This is a genomic window from Thermoanaerobacter ethanolicus JW 200, assembly GCF_003722315.1.
Taxonomy (GTDB): domain Bacteria; phylum Bacillota; class Thermoanaerobacteria; order Thermoanaerobacterales; family Thermoanaerobacteraceae; genus Thermoanaerobacter; species Thermoanaerobacter ethanolicus.
This window is the reverse complement of the sequence record NZ_CP033580.1, coordinates 517806-543231: the sequence shown is the minus strand read 5'-3', so window position 1 is coordinate 543231 and position 25426 is coordinate 517806. Positions and strand designations below refer to the sequence as shown.

Genomic DNA, 25426 nt, shown 5'->3' with positions numbered 1-25426 from the left:
GTGGGGTGGTTAAGTTGGATATAAACGACAGAGTATACGTGGCTAAAAAAGACCCCTCCGAGAGAGAAAAATTAATTGAGGAATATACCCCCTTTATCATAAAGCAATTGTCTTTATTTACAAACAAATACATAGATGAAAAAAATAGTGATGAATTAAGCATAGGACTTATAGCTTTTAGCGAAGCCATAGACAGCTTTGATGATACAAAAGGCTCATTCTTAAGCTTTTCAAGTTTGCTTATTAAAAGGCGACTTATAGATTTTTTACGGCAAAATCGGCAAAATCAGCAAAATACTATTCCTTTAGAACTATATGTAGAAAAAAGCACTGATTATGAAGCGGAAAATAGAAAACTAGAAATGATTTCTTTTGTAAACTTGCTAAGTCTTTACAACATAACTTTAGATGATTTAGTCAAACAATCTCCCAAGCACGCAGACACAAGAAAAATAGCTACAAAAATTGCTTATACAATTTGTGAAAATAGGGGCTTACTGGAATATTTAAAAAGCAAAAAGAATCTTCCTATAAAAGATTTAGTAAATATTTTAAAAGTAAGCCGCAAGACTATAGAAAAACACAGAAAATACATAATAGCGCTAGTAATAATCATTTCTGAAGACTTGCCTCTTTTAAAACAATACATAAGCCCCGAAAGTGAGGTGTCAAAAATATGAAGGCCGTTGTAGTTCAAAAAGAAAAAAATAAAACTTATGTAATGACTGAAAAAGGGGAATTTAAGTGTTTGAATAATTTGCAAAATGTAGATATAGGTGAAACTATCGAACTTAATGAAAATTTTTTAGCTTTAAGGCATACTGCTAAAATTTTAATAGCTGCTTCTCTTCTTCTCGCATTAATATTTACTATTATTAATTTTAAATCACCAGAAGTTTACGCCTATGTGTATATAGATATAAATCCAAGTATTGAAGTTTTAATAGATAAAAACGCCAAAATAATAAGTGCCAATCCTTTAAATGAAGATGGAAAAAAAATCTTAAAAAATCTCTCTTATAAAGGCCTTGACATTACAACGTTTATAAATCAAACAGTAAAAGAATCACAAAAACTTGGTTTTTTGAAAGAAGAAGATACCATAGTAATAACTACCGTTAACATAAAAAATTCACATGTTATAAATGAAGATATACAAAAAGCCATAAATGACATAAAAAAAACAAATGCTAAAATTCAAATAGAAACTTTGAAATCCAATGAAGTACAAAGAGAAGAGGCTAAAAATGAAAAAACATCACCTGGCAGGCTTATCCTCTGGGAAAAAGCTAAAAATGAAGGAATAAACATACCAAAAGATAAATTAAATAGTCCCGAATTTTTTAAAGAACTAAAACAAGCTTATACAAAAATAAAAGAAAAACAGGATGAAAAAAAGATGAATACTACCTCTCAAGATTCTAAAGATAAAGATATTCCTAAAGTTAAAATTACCACTGATAAACCTGCTAAAATAAATACAAAAGACCTTTATAAAGAAGAACCTACTCAAACTATAAAAAATGTAAAAAAAGAAGAAGCAAAAAATCAAAACAAATCAACTAAAAAAGATGAGAATATTGATAATAAACCTACACAGAAAGATATCGGAGCCACAGAAAATACAGAATCAAAAAAAAGCAACACCAATAATGTTTTTGATCAAAAAGAAGAAAATAAAGTAAAATCCAATTCTGATAATAAAGAATTGAATAATTCTGATAAAAGTCTTGATAAAAGCTTTGATAAAAATCCTTACAAAAATGTAAAAGAAATTGAAAACTACCCCCAAAAAGATGACAAAAATAGCGAAAAATATAATGAAAAAATGAGGGAGGTGAAAGATTAAATGCTAAAAAAATCTCGTTTTTTTATTTCAGTAGTTTTAATCTTTTTACTATTGTTTTCCACGACAGCATATGCAAAACCGCAGCCAAAATACTCTTTTGACGACATTCAACAATTCACATGGGCAGTAAAAGCAATTGAAAAAATGTATGCAAAAGGTTTTATAAAAGGAGTTGGAGATAAAAAATTTAACCCTTCAAAGCCTGTCACTCACTTAGAGGCATTAGTAATGATTTTACGGGCGATGGGTTATGAAGAACAAGCTAATAAAATAACTGAGCTACCTAAAGAGTACAAAGGCCCAAAACTTAGTTGGGGAAAAGGCTTTATTACGCTGGCATACCAAAAGGGCATATTAACTTATGACGAGTTAAAAAGGTTTAATCCAAATGAAAAGGCAAAAAGATACGAAATAGCAAAATATTTAGTTCGCGCTTTAGGCTTGGAAAACCAAGCTCAGCAAAATATGAATAAAGTTTTGAACTACAAAGACTGGGATAAGATCCCTAAAGATGCTATAGGTTATATGTACGTAGCTGTAGAAAAGAACCTCATCAAAGGAGATGGAGAAAAGCTCAAGCCAAACGATCCAGTCAGAAGAGTAGAAATGGCTGTTTTATTGGAAAGGCTTGACGAAAAGGTACAAAATAACCTCAATGGCCGTGATGTCGTTGCTACTGTTTATGCTATAGATAACAATACTATAACTGTAAAAGTCAATGGTGGACTAAAGACTTTCAATATATTAAAAAATGTGCCAGTTTACAACGAAAATGAGTATGTCGGAATAGATTATCTAAAGCCCGGCTATCAAATAAGATTAATATTAGATTTCAAAAATAATATAATATTTGTGGAAGTGTTAAACAATAAAAGTGAGGAAGTGATTCCTATAGAACTTAAAGATGTTAAAAATCCTCCTGAAAAAGTATCATCAGCTGTGGAAGCTATTAAAAATAAGCCTGCTGTTAAACTAGTAGAAGAAAATGGAATATATTATGTAATCGCAACTCGCGGTATGATGCGAACAGGTGGATATATCGTAAATATACAAAAGGCTCAAATAATAAAAACGTCAAAAGATACCATATTAGAAGTTGAAGTAAAATATATAGACCCTTCTCCCGATGCAATTGTGACACAAGCTATAACTTATCCATATGACATAAAAAGTTTTACTTACGATGGTAAAATTACACAAATAAGTGTTAAAACAGATAAAAATATAAATGTTTCTGTTGATATTGATTTAGCCTCAGATGTTAAGTAAAATCCCTCATTGGAGGGATTTTACTTTTGAAAACAATTACTAAAATAAGCATAAAATTTTTGTGAAAAAAGCTAATTGATAAAAGTCCACAAATCATATACGATAAAGTTAAATCCATAAAAGGGGGAATTATCCGTGAAAGAAATAAAAGTAAAATTAACTACAATTGAAAGTGTCAAAAATTTTGTAGAAAAAACTTCAAAATATCCTTTTGACATAGACGTGACTTCTGGTCGTTATGTAATAGACGCAAAATCAATAATGGGCCTTTTTAGCCTTAATTTAGAAAATGTCCTTACAGTAATACCTCACACAACTGATGAAGAAAGCTTGAAAAAATTAGAAGAAGATTTAAAAGAATTCATAGTATAATAGTATAAAAATAAAAGCGTAGAGACTACGCTTTTATTTTTATATCAAAGGCGGTGGAGTTGGTTCTATAGGCACAGCAATTTGTCCTGTCTTTGCATCAATATGCAAAATCCAATATCCCTCATCCCTCGCGCCTCTTAAATTTTCTTTAACTGGCTTCCAAACTACAAACCCTGTCATACCACCAAAAGGCTGGTCTGCAAGAGTAAAAAATCCTGGCATTCCATACACAATGTATTTTAATTCACCCTTCTCATCATTTACAAATCCCACAAGATAATGGTCAAAGCTTCCCTCCCTGTAACCCGTTTTAACTTTCCACCACCTATAACCTTCAAAATTTTTTTCAAAAGGCTGAACTTCCTCCAAAAAACTCACTATATTGTTAACATACTCTCTTAAATATTTTATATATCCTTCCTCTACTTCCTCCTCAAACTTAAAAGAAGTTTTCTGTTGTTGAGTATCAGAAGAATACATCAATGGCTTAGGAGTTTCTTCAGGGGCAGAAATATAAAAATTGGTTTCAAATTGAGTCTCTTCCGAAACATTTTGTAAAGTTTCATCTTTTTTAGTAAATTCATTTTTAATATTTTCATCTTCCGCACTTTCATAGTCTTGGGGTATCGCAGTTTCAGTTTCCTCCTGCTTAATTCCCCTATCATTCTTATCACTCTTCTCTGTTAATGTTTCTTCTTGTTTTACCTTTAACAGATATTTTTTATAAGCAGCCTTCCAGTTTGTAGTTTTCTTGTTTATAACAGATGCCAAAGGTACTAAAGTTTTTATGCCATCATGGGCTTCTATAAATGCTACAGAAAATTCCTCCCAACTAATTCCCGAATCTTTTACATTCTCTACATTAAAAGTCCATTCTCCTCCACCGCGTCCTTTATCATCTACTTTTATTGCTCCAAAATCTACAACAGCAACTTCTCCCTCGCCTTTTAGCAATTTCACATTATAGGAATACGTGGGATTAAGATTTTGCAAAGCCGCTGTTATTCTTCCTCTGCTTCCTCTAAACTCCACTTTTAAATAACCTGTCACTTCTTTTCCTTCAATAGAACATCCCTTGTCTTCTTGATTAAAGACAATATAAAACCTTTTATATATATTTATTGGCATTTATTCTTCCCCCTCATTTATCTTAAATATAACTTTGCAATATATATTATGAAAAGAGGGGGATTATTATTACTGCTTTGTCAAATCATAAATAACATTTGCCAAAGCAGCAAACTCCTCTATACTAAGAGTTTCTCCTCTCCTTTGAGGTGATAAGTTTGAAAGAGTAAAAGCTTTATCTATAATTTCTTTTGGAAGTCCTAAAGTTTTTAAAGCATTGGACAATACTTTTCTCCTTTGTCCAAAAGCAGCTTTTACCACGTTAGAAAATAACCTTTCATCTTTTACCTCAACTAAAGATTTATCAAGTATCTCTAATTTAACCAGAGAAGAATCTACCTTAGGTGGAGGAACAAAAACACTTGGTGGTAGATTAAAAAGTTTCTTAGGCTTTGCTTTAAAATTTATAAAAACTGTAAGTATCCCATAGTCCTTAGTACCCGGCAGAGCACAAATTCTTTCAGCAACTTCTTTTTGCACTAGCACAGTTATCTCTTTTACAAATTTACACTCTAAAAGCATCATTATTATAGGAGAAGTTATGTAATAAGGAAGATTAGCAACTACTTTAAAAGGCTTCCCTTCAAAATATTCATTAGCTATTTTATTTAAATCTACCTTCATTATATCTTCATTTATGATAATCACATTGTTATAAATGTTAAGTTTTTCTTTTGTTGCTTCATAAAGCTCTCTGTCAATTTCAAAAGAAATTACCTTTTTAACCCTTTTAGCTAGTTCTTCTGTCAAAGTCCCTAATCCTGTTCCAATTTCTAGTACAAAATCTTCAGAAGCAACTCCCGAAGCAGTCACAATTTTTGCTAAAATATTTTTGTCAAATATGAAATTTTGTCCCCATTTTTTCTTTACATTAACCCCTTTTACTTTCATAGCTCCACCTCAAAAAATAAGACAGGGAAACCCTGTCTATTTTAAAATATAAACTTTCACGTATCTTCTTCCCCATTTAATTGTTTCCTCAAGAGTCGGGAAAAAAACATCAATTTTATCCCCTTTAATAGCTCCACCTGTATCTGCAGCAATTCCAAATCCATATCCTTCTACGTAAAGTCGTGTGCCCAAAGGTATAACCCTTGGATCTACAGCTATTACTCCCCTTGTAGCTTTCGTACCAGTAGCAGTTATCCCATAATTGGGATCTCCTGGTTTTTTACCGGTATCTGTTACGCTATTAGTATAAGCAGTAGCAACCATAGTTCTAATTTCCCTATACCTAAAAGTCTCTCCTCTTGAAGTAGTAAAAACTCCTAGTGTTCCAACATGCACAATTTGGTTTATCGGATTTTTTATTATCTTTTCCTCTATTATATTTTTTGCTACCTCTTTGCCGTTTTCATAAGTAACTTTCATCACAATTTGTTTTTTCCCAACTTCTCCTTGTTGAACTACTCTTACTTGTCCTCTTTCCATATTGTCATTCTTTACTGTCTCTGTTTGATATGGTATATCTACTTCTTGAGTAACAATTTTTTCTGTTACTTTTGTAACGTCGATGTACATGTACCTAAACACAGGCGTATCTAAACTCATATTCACTTTGTCTTGTGGTCCTAAAGTTATACTATTTTGTTGAAATACTTCTTTTACATTAGATGCAGCAGTGTAAATATCTTTTGCTTTTCCACCCACACAGATAGTGATAGGAACTGCTCTTTTGATAGTCACCTTCATGCCATTTTTTAAAGCAGTGTCTAAAGAAGGCGTTACTACATCTTCTTTTCTTAGCTTAATTCCTTTCTCTTCTAACAAATCCTTAACTGTTGATTTAAATGTTGTAACAACCATTTTTTTATCTTCATCCTGAAGGGTTATTTCCTTTTTTAAGCTTGCGTATGTTATAGCTCCGACAATCAATAGGAATACTGCAGCCAACGTTAGAAGAGCAACTGGTTTTTTAACTATTTCACCAAGTCGCTTTCTAAACTTGTCTGTATCCATCCCATAACCTCCTGTTAAAAATTTAATTTAGGGGAGTCGTAAGTAATTTTAATCCAATTAAATTGATTTGTCAAATTTTTATACACAATTTTTCATTTATGGGGAAACCAAACTCAATGATATTATACGCATTTTTTTGACTTTTGATACCTCCCCTCAAAACAGGAGGTTGTTTTTTAAAACTTTTATTTGAGAGGGATGTTAAAAAGTTTTATAGCATTTTCAGCAGTAATCCTACAAACCTCCTCATAAGGCATCTCTCTTAATTCTGCAATTTTTTTCGCTACAAATTTCACATACACCGGTGTATTCCTTTTTCCTCTATAAGGCTCAGGAGTAAGATAAGGGCTATCTGTCTCAATTAAAAGTTTTTCAATGGGAACAGCTTTTGCTACTTCTTTAGGTTTTTTTGCATTTTTAAATGTCACAGGCCCTCCTAAAGAAATGTAAAAATTCATTTCAATTACTTGAAAAGCCATTTCAACACTTCCCGAATAACTGTGAAAAACCCCTCTTAAATCTTTTGTCCATTCCTGTTTTAATATATCTAGTATATCTCCATGAGCATCCCTATCGTGTATTATTATTGGAAGATTTAGCTTTTTCGCAAGCCTTATTTGTTTTATAAAAATCTCTTTTTGAAACTCTTTGGGAGGGTCGTCGTAATAATAATCTAACCCTATTTCTCCTATTGCTACAACCTTTTCCTGTAAAGCTAATCTCTCTATTTCTTCCACTTTGTCAAATTCCCTTTGTGCATCATGGGGATGAATTCCAACAGAAGCATATATAAAGTCATAGTTATGAGCTAGCTCAATAGACTGTTTAGAAGTTAAGAGGTTAGACCCCACATTTATTAAAAATGTGAGGTCTTTTTTACATTCTTCAATAACTTTTTCTCTATCTCTATCGTATTTCTCATCTTCAAGATGAGCGTGAGAATCTACCAACAATTTTATCACTCCTTAGCTTATCTTTGCCCCACTTTCTATATCCCTGTCCACTGTAAGAAGGGACATTTTTCCTTCGGTAGATGCTGCTAAAAGCATTCCTTGAGACTCAATACCCTTTAGTTTCTTTGGCTCCAGATTATATACAATAATTATTTTCTTTCCTATAAGCTCTTCAGGAGTGTAATAACGAGCAATTCCTCCTACAATTTGCCTTGTCTCCTCTCCCACTTTAAGCTTCATCTTTATAAGCTTGTCAGAGCCTTCCACTTTTTCGGCTTCCAAAATCTCTGCAACCCTAAGCTGAATTTTTGCAAAATCCTCAATAGTGATATAATCTATCTTTTTCTCTTCCTCCTCTGCTTTTTCTTCTATAGCACTCAGCTCCTTATTTACATCTATTCTCGGGAAAATAATTTCTCCTCTTTTTACTTTTGTACCTTCTTTTAACAAGCCAAACTTTAAGCTCTCCCAAGTCGTCAAATCTTTTTCTATTCCTAATTGTTCAAACATTTTTTGCGGGGTATTTGGCATAAAAGGAGATATAAGTATTGCAATAAATCTCAAAGCTTCCGCTAAATTATACAAAACAGTACCCAATCTTTCCTTTTTGCTTTCATCTTTCGCTAAAATCCAAGGCATTGTTTCATCAATGTACTTATTAGCTCGTCTTACTAATTTCCATATTTCAATTAAAGCGTTGGAAAACTGAAGTTTATCCATGTACTCTTCAACAGTTTTAGGTAGATTCTGTGCAGTATTTATAAGGTCATCATCTACTTCTTCTTTTTGTGAAGGCTTTGGCAGAATGCCCTCAAAGTATTTTTCAATCATTGTAACAGTCCTACTCAGCAAGTTTCCAAGGTCATTAGCAAGGTCTGAATTTATTCTGTTTATCAAAGCTTCATTAGAAAACACTCCATCCGCCCCAAAAGGCACTTCTCTCAAAAGAAAATATCTTACAGCATCCACGCCATATTTCCTAACCAGCTCTTTAGGGTCTACTACATTGCCTTTAGATTTTGACATCTTGCCTCCTTCCAGTATAAGCCAACCGTGTCCAAACACTTTTTTAGGAAGGGGCAAGTCAAGAGCCATAAGCATTGCTGGCCATATTATTGTGTGAAACCTCATTATCTCTTTTCCAACCAAATGAACATCTGCTGGCCAGTATTTTTTAAAGTCGTCGTCATGGTCTGTAGAATATCCTAAAGCAGTTATGTAATTTGACAAAGCATCTATCCAAACATAAATCACATGTCTTGGGTCAAAAGGTACCTTTATACCCCAGTCAAACGAACTCCTTGAGACAAACAAATCCTCCAAACCTGATTTTATAAAGTTTATCATCTCATTGCGCCTTGACTCAGGCTGTATAAAATCAGGATGTTCATCATAATATTGTAACAGCCTATCCCCATATTTAGACAATTTAAAAAAATACCCTTCTTCTTTTACCCTTTCTACTGGTCTACCACAGTCTGGGCATTTCCCATCTACAAGCTGGCTTTCTGTCCAGAAAGATTCACAAGGAGTACAGTACCATCCTTCATATTCGCTTTTGTATATATCTCCTTTTTCATACAATTTCGTGAATATTTTTTGTACTATTTCCTCATGATATTTATCGGTTGTGCGAATAAATTGGTCATTACTTATATCCATTGTCTTCCATAAATCTTTTATCCATTCAACTATCCCGTCTACATATTCTTTAGGAGACATCCCTTTTTCTCTTGCTATTCTTTGAATTTTTTGCCCATGTTCATCAGTACCGGTCAAAAACTTGACATCATATCCGGTAAGCCTTTTAAACCTTGCCATTGCATCTGCAGCAACTGTAGTATATGAATGACCAATATGTAATTTATCACTGGGATAATAGATAGGTGTCGTAATGTAAAAAGTCTTTTTCATATCCATCCTCCTCTTTTTTGTAAATAAAAAACTCGCCTCCACATAAGGGGCGAGATTGTCGCGGTACCACCCTTCTTCACATGCGCCTCACGACGCATGCCTCACAGAGTGCTAACACACTCCTACCCTGTAACGGGAGTTCCCGGTAAAACCTACTAGCCTTCGGCAGTACGGCTCCGGAGCCATCTTCAAAAGCCCAAACTTTATCGGTTCGCACCTCGCCCGACTCTCTGTGAAAGTTCAAGCTTTTTACTCTTTCCTTCATCGCCTTTTACTATATCTATTTATTCTTTAATATACCCTTTATAAAAAGTATTGTCAACTACCTTTTTAGTATATTTTCTGCATTAGTATAGCTTTTACAATTACACTCGTCGCAATATATCACATTTATGAAATCAAACCTCAAAAAAATGAACAACTTTTTGATATAGAAGCCGCTTCAGATGTAAAATATTTTACAAAAAGTAAAAACTATTCTTTTGATGTTTTAATCGAAATAGGTAAGGGTCAAAAAAATCCAAAAGAAAAAAGCAATTATACAAAAATAAAAGCTTTTTCATTTTCCTCTCTATCCCAAAAATGCTAACAATATTATATAATTGATTTTTAGTAATTGTCATCATAAATTTTTCTTATAATTTGGTTTCTTACACAAAAAAGTGTTAAAATAAATATCGAGAACATCAAAAAAATATAGAAAGGAAGGATTGCAATGCCTTTTATAACAATTGAAGGACCTGACAATTTAAGTAAGGAAACAAAAGCAAAACTTATTTCTGAACTTACAAAAGCAGCTTCACAAGTACTCAATATTCCTATAAATGCATTCTCAGTGATTATAAAAGAAAATAATCCAGACAATATAGGCGTAGGAGGAACCCCTCTCTCTGAACTACATAAAAAATAACTCTTATAAAAAAGAGATGCAGCGAAAATTTTTGCATCTCTTTTTAAATTATATTTTCTCTATTTTCATTCTTTCTTTTACAAACTCTACAGCATCTTCTTTATCTTGAATTTCTCCGTAAAATCTATTTTTCCTTATTTCATATAAAATCTGTCCTAATTTTTTCCCATCTTTTACATCAAAATTTATTATTATATCCAGCGGCGAAAGTAATGGTTTTTCTGTTTCTTTAAATTCTACATATCTTTTTAAAAGCTTGGTAATATAATCTGTAAACTTTGGTATCTCTTCCTCTTTACCTAAATTAAGCCTTGTAGCAGTAAAATCAGCCTGAGATAAAAGTAGAATCGCTATTGAATCATCCTTAAGTTCGGAAAAAAATCTAAAAAGAGATTTATTCGTTGGTCCGCCATTTACATAGTACATTAAAGGCTTCATGTGATAAAGGACAAGCTTCTTTAGCAAAGAAGACTCTTTTTTGGGCATTTTCATCCTTGATGCTATCTTTTTTACGATTTCTGCTCCTTTTGTCTCGTGGTTGTAAAAATGTACTCTATTTTCAGTATCAATGTATATGGATTCTGGTTTGCCTATATCGTGAAAAAGAGCTCCAAGTTTTATTATGTCCTTTACTTTGTTGTCAGAAGAAAGCTTTCTATCTAAATACTCCGAAACTATATCATATACGTCTTTGGGAAATCTCATAGAATTTATGATATTTTCGTATTCTTCTACAGTTTTTAGTGAATGTATCCAAGCATTTGTAAGGTGATAATAGCACTTTCCTACTTCTTTCATTTTAGCAACTTCTTCAAATATATTTTCCATAAGCTTTAAATCTTCCATCATTCTTAAATATTTGTGAGAATTCTTTTCTTTTAATATTATAAAAATTTCATTCATTATTCTCTCTGGCGCTACTTGTTTTATTAAGGCCGCTTCTTCTCTTATTTTAGCCTTTGTACCCTCATCAATATCAAATTTGTAAGTCGCAGCAAATCTTACGGCCCTCAAAGCCCTTAAAGGGTCTTCTTTAAAGGTCATCACACCCACATGCTTTATTTTCCTGTTTTTTATGTCCATCATGCCACCAAAAGGGTCAATAATATATTCAAATTCAAAATAATCTGTCAGTTTTATAGCCATAGCATTCATTGTAAAGTCTCTATGAGCTAAATCTATGTATATGTCTTCACCTCTTAAATTAGTAAAATCTAATATTTCATCTCCTACAACAACCCTATATGTGCCTTTTTCCGCCATAAAAGGCACAAAAGTACCCCCTAATTTTTCTGCCGCTAATTTGGCGATTTTCTCTGCATCTTCCTGAACTACAAAATCATAATCTTTAGCTTCTCTATTTAAAATCCTGTCCCTTATGTATCCCCCAACAATATACAAATTATATGCTTCTTTTCCTAATTTTCTTATTAATTTTGGTATTGTTGCCACAAAAAATCATTCCTTTCCTTTTAAAAGGCAAAAACAACATTACACTATATAGTATAACAAAAGTGAAAAAGTGTACAAGTATTAAAAAAATAATCTGCTATAAAATACACAGGAAAGTATTGCAACAATATCTGCAAAAATTCCAGAGATAACAGAATGTCTCATCTTTTTTATTCCCACTGCCCCATAGTAAACAGCAAGAACATAAAAAGTGGTCTCAGTAGATCCATACATAGCAGAAGCCATTTTCCCGATTAGAGAATCGGCACCATGAGTTTTTATAATCTCAGTCGCAATCCCCAAAGCACCACTTCCCGAAAGGGGCCTTATTAAAGCAAGAGGCACAAGCTCCTGTGGCATGCCTATTTTATTTGTAAAAGGCATTAAAAATTTCCCTAACAAGTCAAGGGCACCTGACGCTCTTAATACACCTATTGCCACAAGCATCGCTACAAGAGCTGGAAATATTTTTATAACTACAGAAATTCCTTCTTTTGCCCCATCGACAAACCCTTCATACACTTTGACATTTTTTATGATTCCATAAAAAGGAATAACAAGAACAAGTATAGGAATAATCCATTCAGATATAATTTTCATCATTATTTTCACTCCTTAAATATAGGCATTTTTTCAAGGTATTTATTCAAAATAAGGCCAGCTACAAGAGCAGTGCTGGTTGAAAGTACGCTGACAATCACAAAATCCGCAGGATTTTTAGCTCCCAAAGAAGCCCTTATTCCAATCATCACTGCAGGTATAAGCTGTATTGAAGCTGTATTTATCACTAAAAAGCGGCACATAGCATTTGAAGCACTGTCTTTTTTATTAAGCTCTTGAAGGTATTCCATAGCCTTAATCCCAAAAGGTGTTGCTGCATTACCTAATCCCAACATATTAGCTGATATATTCATTATCATCGCTGAAATAGCTGGGTGATCTTTTGGCACATCAGGAAAAAGCCTTATAATTGTAGGTTTTAGTAATTTTGCGATAATATCTGTAAGGCCTGACTTATCTGCAATTTTCATTATTCCAAGCCATAAAGACATTACACCAACTAGCCCTATCGAAATAGCAACAGCAGTCTGTGCTGAATCAATTATAGCTTTGGATACTTCTGCCATTCTGCCATTTATTATTCCTACTAAAACTCCTATCGCTATCATAAAAAACCATATGTAATTTATCATGGTATAGCCCTCCCAAATTACCAAAAAAACTTCGTTTATGCTTTTCTTCTTATGTAATAAAATTTATGTTATTAACCTTAAAAAATTCCAAAAAAGGTGTTGACTTATTTTTCAAAACTTGGTATTATTATAAGTGAAGTTTAGTTGTCGAATTTTGTAACTCAGGAGGGGAGAAAAATGTTGAAATCCACAGGTATTGTAAGAAAAGTAGACGAATTGGGAAGGGTAGTAATACCAATCGAGCTCAGGAGGACACTTAACATAGCAGAAAGAGATGCTCTTGAAATCTATGTTGATGGGGAACAAATAGTCCTCAAAAAGTATGAGCCTGCTTGCATTTTCTGCGGCAACGCTGAGAATGTAATAAACTACAAAGGCAAAAATATATGTAAAAATTGCCTTGAAGAGTTAAAGAAATCTGTAGACTAATAGCAGGATAAATAATAGGAGGGTGTGTCCTCCTATTATTTATCCTCTTCTTTTTTTCTTTCCGGTTCTACATGGATTATCACATGGGAATCAGGGAATTTATCAGTTATTTGTTTTGAAACCTTATGGGACAATTCATGGGCGTCTACTATGTTGTAATTTCTGTCCACTCTCAAATGAACGTCTATTTCTCTTCGAGGCCCCGATTTTCTCGTTCTCAATTTGTGAAAACTTGTAATTTCAGAATTTGATTTTATTATATTCTCTATTTCTTTAACTTCCTCTTCTGGAAGACTAGTGTCTGTCAAATCTTTTAAAGCTTCCTTTGTCAACTCAATTGATGCTTTTATAATAAGCAATGCAACAAAAATAGCTATGATTGGATCCAAAATATCCAATTTAGTGACTTTTATGGCAACAAGTCCTAGTGTAACTCCCAAAGACGTAAATACATCAGTTAAAAGGTGCATTGCATCTGCTTTTAAGGCAATAGAATTTTCTTCTTTAGATACTTTAAACAAAAAATATGATACTACTCCATTTACAAAAGATGCAAAAAGCATGACAATAATGCCCATTCCTAAATTTTCTACATAAGTACCAGTAATTATTCTTCGCACTGCCTCATATATGATAAGTATAGCTGCAAAAAAAATTAAAATAGCTTCCACAAAGCCAGAAACGTTCTCATATTTGCTGTGTCCAAAAGGGTGGTCCTCATCTGCGGGTTTTACTGCTACTCGTATGGAGAAAAAGGCAATTAGACTAGCAATTAAATCAATTGAAGAATGTATGGCTTCAGAAATTACCCCTACTGAATGCATTAGTATACCTGCCAACAATTTTATAGCTATCAATACACTGTTAGAAACCACAGATAGCAAAGCTGCGTTTTGTTTATTCATAACATCCTCCATATTCTCAATTGAAATTTCACTGTTGATATATATTATAGTTTATTGGTGAAAAATATGCAAATATTTTTAATTTGGGATATTGAAAATCAAATTCAATTGATAATAACTATTATTTCCAACTTCTTTACTTTTTTCCTATAGTAAGTTTATACACTTGACTTTTGGGTATTCCCAATTCCTTAGCAACTTTTTTAATAACCTCTTTTTTATCCATTCCTTCCTCAAGGTATTTTTGAATTAATTTTTCTGGTTTTTCTTCAACTTGTTGTTTTTGTGCTCCTTCAATAATTAGTACAATTTCACCTTTTATTTCATCCCCCAGTTTCGTTAAAACCTCATCTATTGTCCCTCTTATAAATTCTTCATGAATTTTAGTAAGTTCTCTTGCTATGACAATCTTTCTTTCAGCTACATAAGATTTCAATTCGTGGAGAGTTTCTTTTAAACGATGAGGTGCCTCATAAAGTATGACAGTTCTCTCTTCTTTTGAAATACGGTTTAGCCTTTCTTCTCTTTCTTTATTTTTTGTCGGCAAAAAACCTTCAAAAACAAAGGAAGAAGTATTTAATCCTGAAGCAACTAAAGCGGTAATTGCAGCAGTTGGACCAGGCAATGACACAACTTTTATGTCTTCTTCTATGCAAAGTTTCACAAGGTCTTCCCCAGGGTCTGAGATTGCAGGTGTACCTGCATCTGTAACTAAGGCAATTGACTTCCCTTTTTTTAATTCCTCTATAAGTTTTACCCCTTTTGTCCTTTTGTTATGTTCATGGTAACTGGTAAGAGGTTTTTTTATGTCAAAATGATTTAAAAGTTTAAGAGTTTGCCTCGTATCTTCGGCAGCTATAATATCAACTTCTTTTAAAGTTTTTAAAACTCTTAAAGTTATATCTTCTAAATTACCAATAGGAGTGGGACATAAATATAATACCCCATAATTTTCCATCTTTATTCCTCCTCTAATTGCGTTTTAGAGTATATTTCTATAATTTCTTTTGTATACTCTCCACTTTTTTCATACACATAAAGGGGAGCCAATATGTTTAAACCTGGCTGAGAACCTTTTTTTGATTCTATTAGCAAAAGATTGGGTTTACTATCTACATAAGGATGCACAAATCTCAATTTTTTAGGTTCTAAATTGTATTTTCTCAAAAAATACAAAATGTCAACTAATCTTTCTGTTCTATGAATCATAAAAAATTTTCCTCCAAATTTTAAAAGTTTCGAAGCAGCCTTTATAAATTCCTCAAGTCCTCCATATATTTCGTATCTCGCGATATTTTCTGACTTTTGTTTTTTATCAAATCCCGTTTTTACTGGCATATAGGGAGGATTTGAAGTCACTATATCAAATTTTTCATATCCTAATATCTTTTCTAATCCTCTTACATCGCCTTTTATTATTTTTATTCTTTCTTCCATTTTATTAATAACTACACTTCTTGTAGCCATATCCGCCATATCTTCTTGTATCTCAACACCGTAAATAAAGGTATCTTGAGTTTTAGCAGCAATTAAAATAGGTATTATGCCAGACCCACATCCTAAATCTACAATTTTATCTCCTTTTTTAGCAGTAACAAAATTAGCAAGCAATACCGCATCCATTCCGAATTTAAATTTATCCTTGTGTTGAATTATAACTAAATCTTTCAAGTTTAATTCATCTAATCTTTCCCCATCTCTTAACATTTTATCACCTCTATAATATTCTTGATTTAGACTTGTGCAAAATTCAGAAGCCTTCATTTAAGCCATTCCACAGACATGCTTTTTTTCTATCACTCTTGAATTTTTTATCTTTTATGTAGGATTTCCCCTCCCATTTGTCGAATTATTATATATACACTATAAAAAATTTTTTAAGAAGGAGGAAATCCTACATGTACCAGCTTCAATTACTTTTAAATATACCTGAACTCTTTACCTCTCAGTCTAAAATTGATTTCTATTCTTCTATGTTTGAAAATCTTGACCTGTCTTCAATACCTGAATTCCCTTCCTCTAGTCCTGGCCGTAAGGGTTACTCTCATCATGCACTTTTTAGAGCTTTTATTGTCATGAAAGCTGAAAGATTCGGCACAATTTCTGACCTTTTAGATTATCTCCGCAATAATCTTATCATTGCTCATCTTTGTGGCTTCGACATTTCTAAACCTCTTCCTTCTTATTGGACTTTTCGCCGTTTTATTAATGACTTCTCTCATGATTATTTGACCTCTATTTTTCAAAATCAGGTCAATATCCTCAAAAATATGGGTATTATCTCCGGTGAGTTTATTTCCATGGACTCTACCCCTATTAAAGCTAACACTAAGTTAAATAACCCTAAGTCTTTTTCTAAAAATAAATTCTCTAAAGATAATCAGCCTAAGTCTGATAAGGATTGTAAATTAGGCGTTTATTCTGCTTCTAATGATTCTTCTAATAAACGCTATAAGTTTTATTGGGGCTATAAAAATCACATTATTGTTGATGCTATCTCTGGTTTACCCATCGCTGAAACTACTACCCCCGCTGATGCCCCTGATTTTGAAGTCGCTTTATCTTTGCTTGAGAAGACTAATAAGTGGTTTAACCTTAAGTATGTTAATTTTATTGCCGATAAGGGGTATGATGTTAAGAGAGTTTATAATTTTGTTAGAGATACTCTCCATGGTCATTGTTTTATTCCTCTTAACAAGCGTAATTCTAAAAATCCCCCACTGACTGATGATGGTTATATGGTTTGTGAAGCAGGTATTAAAATGCTCAAAGACGGCAAGCAATATTTTGATGGTTTTATTAAGCAAAAATTTGTTTGCAAGTTCTGTAATTCTAAAGATGACTCTGCCTGCCCTATTCAGCATCCTAAATATTTTAATGGCAAAAAGCATAGAGGCTGTACTAAGTATGCTATTATATCTTCTGATTATAGGTCCTCTATTAATAGAGACTCCCTATATTTTAAGGCTGTCTATAAATTGAGGATTGAATCAGAAAGATATAATTCCCGCTTTAAAGCTCTAGATTTTGAAAAAGCTTATGTTAGAAATATTAATTCTGTCAGCAACCTTAATACTTTTGGCCATATTACTTTGCTTACTGTCGCTATTGTAGCTATTAAACTGGGTAAATTTGATGAGTTTAAGTCCCTTATTGGTCTGATGCAATCGGCTTAACTTTTACTGAATTTAGTTCATGCCATTTTTTAACATTTGACTTCTACAGGATATTTATGCCCTTTTTTAGCTCCTCTTTTTGTCTTTTCTTTTCCCTTACCACTTCCTTTATGTTTGATTGTCAGTTTTGATTACTATATATTGTATATCATACATATTCTGGTTTTTGATCGTGATTATTTTTATTAATTTTGCACATCCCTATTCTTGATTTATTTTATCACAATTGCCAAAAGTTTTTATTAACTTTTTAAATACGTATTGAAAATTGAAGTAGTGCACAGTATACTATATAAAGAATTTAAACATTAGGAGGATGAAAAGTTGACAAAAGTAGTTACTGCTCCCCGCGTAAATTCAGAAATAAATAAATTAAAAACAACGATTTTGCACAGGCCAGGGAAAGAATTGGAAAGATTGACCCCTCAAAATTTATCCGAGCTTCTTTTCGACGATATCCCTTGGGTTAGAAGGATCCAAGAAGAACACGACAACTTTGCAAAAGTATTGCAGCAAAATGAAGTCCAAGTACTGTATTTACAAAATCTCTTAGAAGAAATATTAAAAGAAGAAGATGTAAAAGAAAAATTTATTGAGGAATTACTTCAAGTAAATGGAGTTACCTCTCCAAAAATCAATAACTATTTAAAAGAATTCCTTAAAGAAAAATCTTCAAACGAGGTTGCCGAAATAGCAATTGCAGGTTTGGCTCTAAATGAAATAAAGATAAAAAAATCTATGATGGGTTTAGCAGAATACATATACCAAGATAATTATTTTTATATAAAGCCCTTACCAAACCTTTATTTTACAAGAGACCCCGGAGCAATGATAGATGGCGGCTTAATGATAAGTTCTATGAAAACAGCAGCGCGAAAACCAGAAACTCTAATATTAAAATACATTTATAAATATCATGAAATTTTTAGAAAAAATAATATTCCTTGGTGGTATGATGATAGCTATCCTCATTCCATAGAGGGCGGAGATGTGCTGGTATTAAGCGAAAAAGTAATTGCAGTAGGATGTAGTGAAAGAACAACTCCTCAGGCAATAGAACAATTAGCCCATAATTTATTTGAAAAAGGTTCCTCTGTCGAAAGAATATTGGTAGTGCAAATCCCTATAAACCGTTCTTATATGCATTTAGATACAGTTTTCACCATGGTTGACACAAACAGATTTGTTTTTTATCCAGGAATAAAAAACGAGTTGAGAGTATTTAGCATCATAAAAGAGGAAAAAGGTTTCTCTATACATCAGGAAAAAGATTTGCAAACAGCATTAAAAAATGCGCTAAATCTCTACACAATAGATATAATACCAACTGGCGGGTTAAATGCAATAACTTCTGCAAGAGAACAATGGAATGACAGTACAAACACTTTAGCTATCGCTCCGGGAGTTATTGTAACCTATTCTAGAAATGAAATATCTAATAAAATAATGGAAAAAGAAGGAATAAAGGTAATCCCTATTGAAGGGTCGGAACTTTCAAGAGGAAGAGGCGGCCCTCGTTGTATGACTATGCCCCTTTTAAGAGAATAAATTAAATCACAGTCCCCTTTTTATGCACAAATTTAAAGCATAAAAAAGGGGATTTTTTAATTTGCATTGAAAAGTTATTAACAAATTAACAGATTTAACCTTTCTGTTGTTAATAAATTTTTAATAATTTAATGGTATAATGTTTGGGTGTCAATTTACTAATTGAAAAGGAAGGATAATCTATGAAAAAGTTTTTTGCAATTTTTTTATGTCTTGTGTTTATTTTCTTTGCAGTTTCCCCTTCAATTTCTTTTGCATCTCCAACAAAGAATAAAATAGCAGTGCTCTTTATTTTAGATAGGACAAGTATTAATGACCTTGCTAAATACAATCTTCCAAATATAAAAAAGTTATTAGACATAGGTTCCTTAGCACTTATGAATACAAGAGCAGCCGGAAGTTATTCAGAACCTTCTTCTTATCTCACCATAGGAACAGGTACCCGAGCTTCGGCTGGTGAAATGGGTAGCTTATGTTTTAACAATGATGAAGTTTATGGCTATACTTCTGCAGAAAAATTATATCACCTTTACACTGGGAAACTTCCACAAGAAGGTAATATAGTTAACTTAGGAATACAAGATTTAATAAATCAAGCTTCTACTTTAAATTATACTGTTACGCCGGGATTGTTAGGTGAACTTTTAAAAAGAAATGAAATTAACGTGTACGTATTAGGGAACTCTGACATAAAGACTCCCTCTGGAATATCCTATAAAAGATATGCCCCTTTAATTGGCATGGACAAAAACGGGATATCTGAGGGAGATATTAGCGAAGATTTATTAGTAAAAGATGATAATAGTCCTTACATGGTAAAAGCCGATTATGAAAAACTTTACAATAAATTTGTAGAATACAGTAAAAATGGTGGCCTCATTATTATAGACCCTGGAGATATTTTAAGGGCAGATGTATTTTCTAAATATACTTCCCCTTCCTTGGCTCAGCGTTACAGAGAAAAGGCATTATATGAATCTGATAAACTTATAGGTAAAATATTATCTGATTTGGATTTGTCTAAAGATTTATTTATTGTCGTGACTCCTTATCCTTCTAATCAAGATATACAAATTAACAATTTAATTACCCCTGTAATAATAGCAGGTCCTTCTTATTCACAAGGCTTTGCGACTTCTAATACTACAAAGCGCCAAGGAATTATTACAAATTTAGACATAGCACCAACAATATTATCATACTTTAACATAGAACCCCCTGTAGAAATGTTGGGACATCCAATTGAAAGCATCAAATACCAAAACGCCCTTGGTTATCTTATCAACGCAGATAAAATGATAGTTTCTGTCCACAATGCTAGACCATTGGTATTGAAAAGTTACGTTTTGTTTTTAGTCATTGTGCTAATACTTTATATAGGCCTATTGTTCTTGAAAAAAGAATATTTAAAGTATTTGACACCTATAATTTTAGGAGTAATGACTGTTCCTCTGACATTTTTAATTCTGCCTTTATTAGGCCCCTTATCTCTTTACTTAAACATTGTGGCTGTTGTTGTTTTAACTGGATTAATTGACGGGTTAATCATGTATTTTGTAAAAAATGATTTAGATAGACTAATGGTAATAAGTTTGGTAACCACAATCACAATAATAATAGATTTGTTACTTAATTCTCCTTTGATGAAAAACTCTATATTAGGATATGACGTCATAAGCGGAGCTAGGTTCTATGGAATAGGAAATGAATACATGGGAGTCTTGATAGGTTCTTCAATTATGGGAACTATGGCATTAACTGAAAAATATAAAACCAAGAGCGTAAAAATTTTAGGCTTTATCCTTTTTACTGTTGCATTTTGGTTAATGGTTCTACCACAATTTGGAGCAAAAGTCGGCGGATTTATAACTGGTTTTATGGCTTTTGGTTCCACAATTTTGATGCTCTTTGGAGTAAAAATAAATAAAAAGACCTTTTTAATAATGTTTATCTCTATGGTAATATTACTATTTTTGATGTTTATAGCTTCAATGTTTTTTGGAACTACTACCCATATGGCCCAAACAGCTATTATTGTAAAAAGTGAAGGTATAAATTCTTTGTTCCAAATTTTTACAAGAAAGCTTCAAATGGAGCTTAACCTTATAAGATACACTATATGGTCATGGGTACTTATAATATCTATTTTAGTACTATTTATACTATCTTATAGACCAACGGGAGTACTTAAAAACATCTTCAAAAATTATAAATACGTGTATTACGGATTTTTTGGCAGTATCGTAGGTATGCTTTTTGCTCTTGCCTTCAACGATGCTGGCATTGTAGCAGCAGCCACTACCTGTATATACGCAATACCTCCTATTTTACTACTCCTTCAAAGGAAGGTATAATAAATAATCACTGTAGCCTTTATATTTGGCTCCTTTTAAAGGGTATGTTATAATTGTTATTGTAGCAATTGACCCAACAAAAACAAGGAGATGATAATGTGGTTTTAACCTCTCTAGAAATTCTCGCCTTTTCTTTTATAGCAGGAATTTTTGGAGCCCTTTTAGGATTAGGAGGAGGAATAATTGTAATTCCAGCTCTTACTTTGTTATTAGGTGTAGATATCAAATACGCTATAGGTGCAAGTATAGTTTCAGTCATCGCAACTTCCAGTGGGGCAGCAGTTGCATATGTGAGAGACAAAATTACAAATTTGAGAATAGGGATGTTTTTGGAAATCGCTACAACTACAGGAGCTATAACAGGAGCTTACATTGCAGGATTGATAAGCCCAAAATATCTTTATATAATTTTTGGCATTGTGCTTTTGTATTCGGCTTTGGCTATGCTTAGAAAAAGGCATGAAGAATTGCCTCAAAATGTCGTATCTCACCCTTTAGCTAAAAAATTGAAATTAGAAGGGTCCTATTTTGACAAAGTGTTAAATAAAGAAGTAAAATACAAAGTAGCGGGAGTTTACAGCGGTTTTGGAACAATGTATGTAGCTGGCGTTTTATCAGGACTTCTAGGAATAGGAAGTGGTATTTTTAAAGTTATGGCAATGGATTTATTTATGAAATTGCCTATGAAGGTCTCTACCGCTACAAGCAATTTCATGATTGGAGTGACTGCTGCAGCCAGTGCAGGTGTGTATTTAATGAGAGGTTATATAGACCCAAAAATAGCCGGTCCAGTAGCTTTAGGAGTTCTATTAGGAGCAATGTTGGGAACAAGAATAATGGAAAAACTTAAAAATACTACTATAAGGAAAATATTTATACCAGTGCTCGCCTATATTTCTATTCAAATGCTTATAAAAGGCTTGGGGGTGTAAAACCATGGAAAGAGAAAGTAATAAAGATTTAATGTTAAAAAAAGAAAATAAAGAAAATGAAAAAATAATGGCTATGGAACTTATAATAAGCAAGGCTTTAAATATAGGGGTTACCACCAGCGCAATTGTCATTCTTATAGGCCTTTTAATGCTTATAATAACAGGGAAAAGTGGATATCCTATTGGTTATTATCCCACTTCACCAGGTGAAATTTTAAAAGGTTTCATCTCTTTAAAGCCTTATGCTATCATCCTTACAGGACTTTTATTACTTATATTAACGCCTGTATTTCGGGTGGCCGTATCTATAATTACTTTTTTGTACGAAAAAGATTATTTGTATGCGGGTATCACTACACTCGTTTTTATAATTTTAATAATAAGCTTCATACTTGGAAAAGTAGAATAAAAATAGAGGAAATTTATTCCTCTATTTTTTCTAAGTCCTCCTCAAATAGTTCATCCTCGTAGGTTCCTTCAATTTCTTCTCTTTCTTCTATAACTTCCACTTCTTCAGGATCGTACTCTTTTATTATCTCTATTCCTTCTACATTTTTCATTTTTACTTTGAGTTTTCGTCTAATCACATCTACTTCTGCAATCTTCATTTCTTTATCTCCAACTCTTATTATGCTGCCAACCTTAGGAAGCTCTGCTCTAATTTTTTCATACATCTCCTGTTCATACTTTAAGCAGCACATCAATCGCCCGCAAATACCCGATATTTTGGTGGGATTTAAAGATAAATTTTGGTCTTTAGCCATTTTGATAGAAACAGGCTCAAATTCCCCTAAAAAGGCGGTACAACATAGAGGCCTTCCACAAGGTCCTAAACCTCCTATGATTTTTGCCTCATCCCTTACTCCTATTTGCCTTAGTTCTATTCTCATCCTAAAAACTGCAGCCAAATCTTTCACTAATTCTCTAAAGTCTACTCTGCCTTCTGCAGTAAAATAAAATATGACTTTGGTGTTATCAAAAGTGTACTCTACATCAATTAAATTCATTTCCAAACCATGCTGTTGTATCTTCTGAAGACATATTTCAAAAGCCTCAGCTTCTTTTTTCTTGTTTTCATAATAATGTTCTACATCTTCTGGTGTCGCAATCCTTATTACTTTTTTTAAAGGAGCCACAATCTCTTCTTCTGGCACCTCTTTTATACCGACAACTACTTCGCCAAATTCTATCCCTCTTATTGTTTCAACTATAACTTTATCTCCTACTTTTATTGGCAAATCCCCTGGGTCAAAATAGTATATCTTCCCTGCTTTTTTAAATCTCACACCCACAACAGTAACCAAAATTATAAACCTCCCGCTATATCTAAAAGTAGATTCTCTACTGCTAATTGATAGTTTATATTTGAATTAATCTGTGAATTAAACTGCTCTATTCTATTAATTATATTATTAAGCTTATTGATAGTCAATCGAGATTCCATTTTCTGTATTCTATTTAAAAAATCTATATTTTTTATGAAAGAGGCATCTTTTGTAGCCTTAAAAACTAACAAATCTCTCATATAGGAAAGTAGAATTTTTAAAATTTCTTCTATATTGTCTTTATTCTTATCAAAAAACTCAAACTCCTCTATCACTTCAAATCCCTTCGTAGCAAGAATTTTTTCTATTTCTTGTATTGCCTCTCTTCTAAAATTTAAATATTCCTTATTAGCTAATTTGTTAGCTTGAGCAAAATTACCATCAGCAATATGAGCTAACACTTCCGCTTCTTTTTCAGGAATATTGTGTTCAAACATTAAATAGTTCTTTATCGTATTTTTATTTTCCTTATTAAAACGAATTATATTACAGCGAGAGACAATCGTAGGCAAAAGCTCTTCTTGTTGTGGTGCAATCAATATAAAAAGGCCATATAAGGGAGGTTCTTCTAAAGTTTTGAGAAAGGCATTTTGAGCTGCTACAGTCATTTTATCAGCTTGGTCTATAATAAAAATCTTTTTGTTAGCTTCATAGGGTCTTATATTGATTTCATTAGTTATATATCTTATAGTATCTACTTTTATAGAATTCTCCTCCGGCTCTATAAAAAACACATCTGGATGATTTTTATCCATTATCTTTAGGCAAGAACTACACCTAAAGCAAGGCTTTGCAGTTTCCCCTTTGCAATTTATCATCATGGCAAAATACTCTGCCATAAATCTTTTCCCTAATCCTTCTTCTCCTACAAACAAATAAGCATTTGAAATTTTATTTTGAGATATTACATTTTTAAAAATATTTAATACGGCTTCATGCCCATAAATCCTATACACGCTATCACCTATGAATATATGTCTATTAATAATCCTCTTATATCATCTATCATTTTCAAAAGTTCCAAGTGCTTGGAATCTTTTAAAAACTCCTCTGTAAGCTTTTCTAGTTTGTCATTTACTTTTTCCACTAGAGAATAAATTTTCTTCCTACCTCTTAAGTCGACGTATTCTTTTTTGGTGTATTTTAACATGCCATTTGTCGCTTCCTGTAAAAACTTCTTTACAAGTTTTTTGTAATTAATTAAGTCCTGCAAAGTTAAATTTTCTTTTAATTTTTGTGCTGCACTGTCTATCTCTGATAAAATCCCATTCAATTTATCTTGATGAAATTGCTCTAATTCTTCGTCAAAGGTATCAATAAATTTTTTAGAAACTCTATAAGACTTATTGTACTCACTTTTTATATCAGATGAAATCTTTGGAGATTTTACCTCTTCAATTCTCATGTCAAACACCCTAAATCCTAAGGAATTTTTCTACATTTAATACAAAAACTGTAGCTCCACCAATTGTAACTTCAACGGCTTGTGGCAGGAAAATGTCTGTAGCACCACCCATAGGTGTAGGAGAAGTAATTATTCTATCGCGAGTTTTACATTTTTTCTCTATTATGCTGATAACATCATTTAATTTTTCGTCTTCTACACCTATTATCAAAGTTGTATTGCCAGACCTTAAAAATCCACCAGTAGATGCTATTCTCGTAAAGCTAAATCCCCCTTCAGTCAGGCCATCCATAAGTCTTCTTACATCCTCGTCCTGCACAATAGCTAACACTAATTTCATGTTATTGCCCTCC

26 protein-coding genes and 1 other annotated feature are annotated in these 25426 nt (G+C 32.5%); of the genes, 11 read left to right on the top strand and 15 right to left on the bottom strand.

What is annotated here, in order from left to right; translation table 11 throughout:
• Positions 1–14: 14 nt before the first annotated feature.
• The 4 genes from sigI (at position 15) to EB239_RS02710 (ending at position 3490) form a co-directional block, all read left to right on the top strand.
• On the top strand, positions 15–680 hold the full coding sequence (gene sigI / locus EB239_RS02725; RefSeq protein WP_003868932.1) for an RNA polymerase sigma factor SigI: 666 nt from the start codon (positions 15–17) through the stop codon (positions 678–680).
• Positions 677–1849: an anti-sigma factor domain-containing protein gene (locus EB239_RS02720; RefSeq protein WP_003868931.1), complete on the top strand. Its 1173-nt coding sequence runs from the start codon at positions 677–679 to the stop codon at positions 1847–1849. Before sigI ends, EB239_RS02720 begins: the two co-directional genes overlap by 4 nt.
• Positions 1850–3118: an S-layer homology domain-containing protein gene (locus EB239_RS02715; RefSeq protein WP_003868930.1), complete on the top strand. Its 1269-nt coding sequence runs from the start codon at positions 1850–1852 to the stop codon at positions 3116–3118. It abuts the gene before it with no gap.
• Between the two features lie 135 nt (positions 3119–3253).
• On the top strand, positions 3254–3490 hold the full coding sequence (locus EB239_RS02710; protein ID WP_003867338.1) for an HPr family phosphocarrier protein: 237 nt from the start codon (positions 3254–3256) through the stop codon (positions 3488–3490).
• A 39-nt stretch (positions 3491–3529) separates the two neighbouring features.
• Here the strand turns inward: EB239_RS02710 and EB239_RS02705 are convergent, their stop codons facing one another.
• The 5 genes from EB239_RS02705 to metG all read right to left on the bottom strand — a co-directional run bounded on the left by EB239_RS02705 (position 3530) and on the right by metG (position 9486).
• Complete coding sequence (locus EB239_RS02705; RefSeq protein WP_003868929.1) at positions 3530–4618, bottom strand: hypothetical protein; 1089 nt, start codon at positions 4616–4618, stop codon at positions 3530–3532.
• A gap of 69 nt (positions 4619–4687) precedes the next feature.
• Positions 4688–5509 carry a 16S rRNA (adenine(1518)-N(6)/adenine(1519)-N(6))-dimethyltransferase RsmA gene (gene rsmA / locus EB239_RS02700; RefSeq protein ID WP_003868928.1) on the bottom strand — a complete coding sequence of 274 codons (822 nt, stop codon included), beginning with the start codon at positions 5507–5509 and terminating at the stop codon, positions 4688–4690.
• A gap of 36 nt (positions 5510–5545) precedes the next feature.
• On the bottom strand, positions 5546–6577 hold the full coding sequence (locus EB239_RS02695; protein ID WP_003868927.1) for a ubiquitin-like domain-containing protein: 1032 nt from the start codon (positions 6575–6577) through the stop codon (positions 5546–5548).
• Positions 6578–6762: 185 nt separating this feature from the next.
• Positions 6763–7530: a TatD family hydrolase gene (locus EB239_RS02690; RefSeq protein ID WP_003868926.1), complete on the bottom strand. Its 768-nt coding sequence runs from the start codon at positions 7528–7530 to the stop codon at positions 6763–6765.
• A gap of 12 nt (positions 7531–7542) precedes the next feature.
• Positions 7543–9486 (bottom strand): methionine--tRNA ligase, encoded by a 1944-nt coding sequence (metG, locus tag EB239_RS02685; RefSeq protein WP_451919110.1) that lies wholly within the window; start codon positions 9484–9486, stop codon positions 7543–7545.
• Positions 9487–9718 (bottom strand) — a binding site (T-box leader). It lies immediately after the preceding gene.
• A 441-nt stretch (positions 9719–10159) separates the two neighbouring features.
• Between metG and dmpI the strand changes: the two genes are divergently transcribed.
• The gene (dmpI, locus tag EB239_RS02680) at positions 10160–10354 is read left to right on the top strand and encodes a 4-oxalocrotonate tautomerase DmpI (RefSeq protein ID WP_003868924.1); all 195 of its coding nucleotides are present in this window, start codon (positions 10160–10162) and stop codon (positions 10352–10354) included.
• Positions 10355–10402: 48 nt separating this feature from the next.
• On the opposite strand, the gene EB239_RS02675 is transcribed toward dmpI, so the two are convergent.
• From EB239_RS02675 to EB239_RS02665, 3 genes are all read right to left on the bottom strand, one after another.
• A complete protein-coding gene (locus EB239_RS02675; RefSeq protein ID WP_003868923.1) occupies positions 10403–11806 on the bottom strand; it encodes a CCA tRNA nucleotidyltransferase in 1404 nt (467 codons plus the stop codon).
• Between the two features lie 81 nt (positions 11807–11887).
• The gene (locus tag EB239_RS02670; RefSeq protein WP_003868922.1) at positions 11888–12409 is read right to left on the bottom strand and encodes a spore maturation protein; all 522 of its coding nucleotides are present in this window, start codon (positions 12407–12409) and stop codon (positions 11888–11890) included.
• A 5-nt stretch (positions 12410–12414) separates the two neighbouring features.
• Positions 12415–12999, bottom strand: coding sequence for a nucleoside recognition domain-containing protein (locus EB239_RS02665; RefSeq protein WP_003868921.1), 585 nt, complete (start codon positions 12997–12999; stop codon positions 12415–12417).
• Between the two features lie 177 nt (positions 13000–13176).
• Here EB239_RS02665 and EB239_RS02660 point away from each other — a divergent pair, with 177 nt between their 5' ends.
• Positions 13177–13428, top strand: coding sequence for an AbrB/MazE/SpoVT family DNA-binding domain-containing protein (locus EB239_RS02660; RefSeq protein WP_003867347.1), 252 nt, complete (start codon positions 13177–13179; stop codon positions 13426–13428).
• A gap of 35 nt (positions 13429–13463) precedes the next feature.
• Here EB239_RS02660 and EB239_RS02655 read toward each other — a convergent pair whose 3' ends face one another.
• The 3 genes from EB239_RS02655 to EB239_RS02645 form a co-directional block, all read right to left on the bottom strand.
• Positions 13464–14333, bottom strand: a complete 870-nt coding sequence (locus EB239_RS02655; protein WP_003868920.1) for a cation diffusion facilitator family transporter — start codon at positions 14331–14333, stop codon at positions 13464–13466.
• Between the two features lie 136 nt (positions 14334–14469).
• Positions 14470–15291 (bottom strand): 16S rRNA (cytidine(1402)-2'-O)-methyltransferase, encoded by an 822-nt coding sequence (gene rsmI, locus EB239_RS02650; RefSeq protein WP_003868919.1) that lies wholly within the window; start codon positions 15289–15291, stop codon positions 14470–14472.
• A 2-nt stretch (positions 15292–15293) separates the two neighbouring features.
• Positions 15294–16040: a tRNA1(Val) (adenine(37)-N6)-methyltransferase gene (locus EB239_RS02645; RefSeq protein WP_006569889.1), complete on the bottom strand. Its 747-nt coding sequence runs from the start codon at positions 16038–16040 to the stop codon at positions 15294–15296.
• 191 nt (positions 16041–16231) lie between these two features.
• Here EB239_RS02645 and EB239_RS02640 point away from each other — a divergent pair, with 191 nt between their 5' ends.
• The 5 genes from EB239_RS02640 (at position 16232) to EB239_RS02620 (ending at position 22752) form a co-directional block, all read left to right on the top strand.
• The gene (locus tag EB239_RS02640) at positions 16232–17509 is read left to right on the top strand and encodes a transposase (protein ID WP_003868917.1); all 1278 of its coding nucleotides are present in this window, start codon (positions 16232–16234) and stop codon (positions 17507–17509) included.
• A 324-nt stretch (positions 17510–17833) separates the two neighbouring features.
• Positions 17834–19057: an arginine deiminase gene (gene arcA / locus EB239_RS02635; RefSeq protein WP_003868916.1), complete on the top strand. Its 1224-nt coding sequence runs from the start codon at positions 17834–17836 to the stop codon at positions 19055–19057.
• A 182-nt stretch (positions 19058–19239) separates the two neighbouring features.
• Positions 19240–21411: an alkaline phosphatase family protein gene (locus EB239_RS02630; protein WP_003868915.1), complete on the top strand. Its 2172-nt coding sequence runs from the start codon at positions 19240–19242 to the stop codon at positions 21409–21411.
• A gap of 98 nt (positions 21412–21509) precedes the next feature.
• Positions 21510–22343, top strand: a complete 834-nt coding sequence (locus EB239_RS02625) for a sulfite exporter TauE/SafE family protein (RefSeq protein ID WP_003868914.1) — start codon at positions 21510–21512, stop codon at positions 22341–22343.
• Between the two features lie 4 nt (positions 22344–22347).
• Entirely contained in the window at positions 22348–22752 is a 405-nt protein-coding gene (locus EB239_RS02620; protein WP_003868913.1) for a DUF1634 domain-containing protein, read from the top strand.
• 13 nt (positions 22753–22765) lie between these two features.
• On the opposite strand, the gene EB239_RS02615 is transcribed toward EB239_RS02620, so the two are convergent.
• Genes EB239_RS02615 through EB239_RS02600 form a run of 4 tightly spaced genes read right to left on the bottom strand, consistent with a single transcriptional unit; the run spans position 22766 to position 25413 of the window.
• Complete coding sequence (locus EB239_RS02615) at positions 22766–23647, bottom strand: PSP1 domain-containing protein (protein WP_003868912.1); 882 nt, start codon at positions 23645–23647, stop codon at positions 22766–22768.
• Between the two features lie 2 nt (positions 23648–23649).
• On the bottom strand, positions 23650–24624 hold the full coding sequence (holB, locus tag EB239_RS02610) for a DNA polymerase III subunit delta' (RefSeq protein ID WP_003868911.1): 975 nt from the start codon (positions 24622–24624) through the stop codon (positions 23650–23652).
• An 8-nt stretch (positions 24625–24632) separates the two neighbouring features.
• Positions 24633–25073, bottom strand: coding sequence for a YaaR family protein (locus EB239_RS02605; protein WP_003868910.1), 441 nt, complete (start codon positions 25071–25073; stop codon positions 24633–24635).
• Between the two features lie 10 nt (positions 25074–25083).
• Positions 25084–25413, bottom strand: a complete 330-nt coding sequence (locus EB239_RS02600; protein WP_003868909.1) for a cyclic-di-AMP receptor — start codon at positions 25411–25413, stop codon at positions 25084–25086.
• Between the last annotated feature and the right edge of the window lie 13 nt (positions 25414–25426).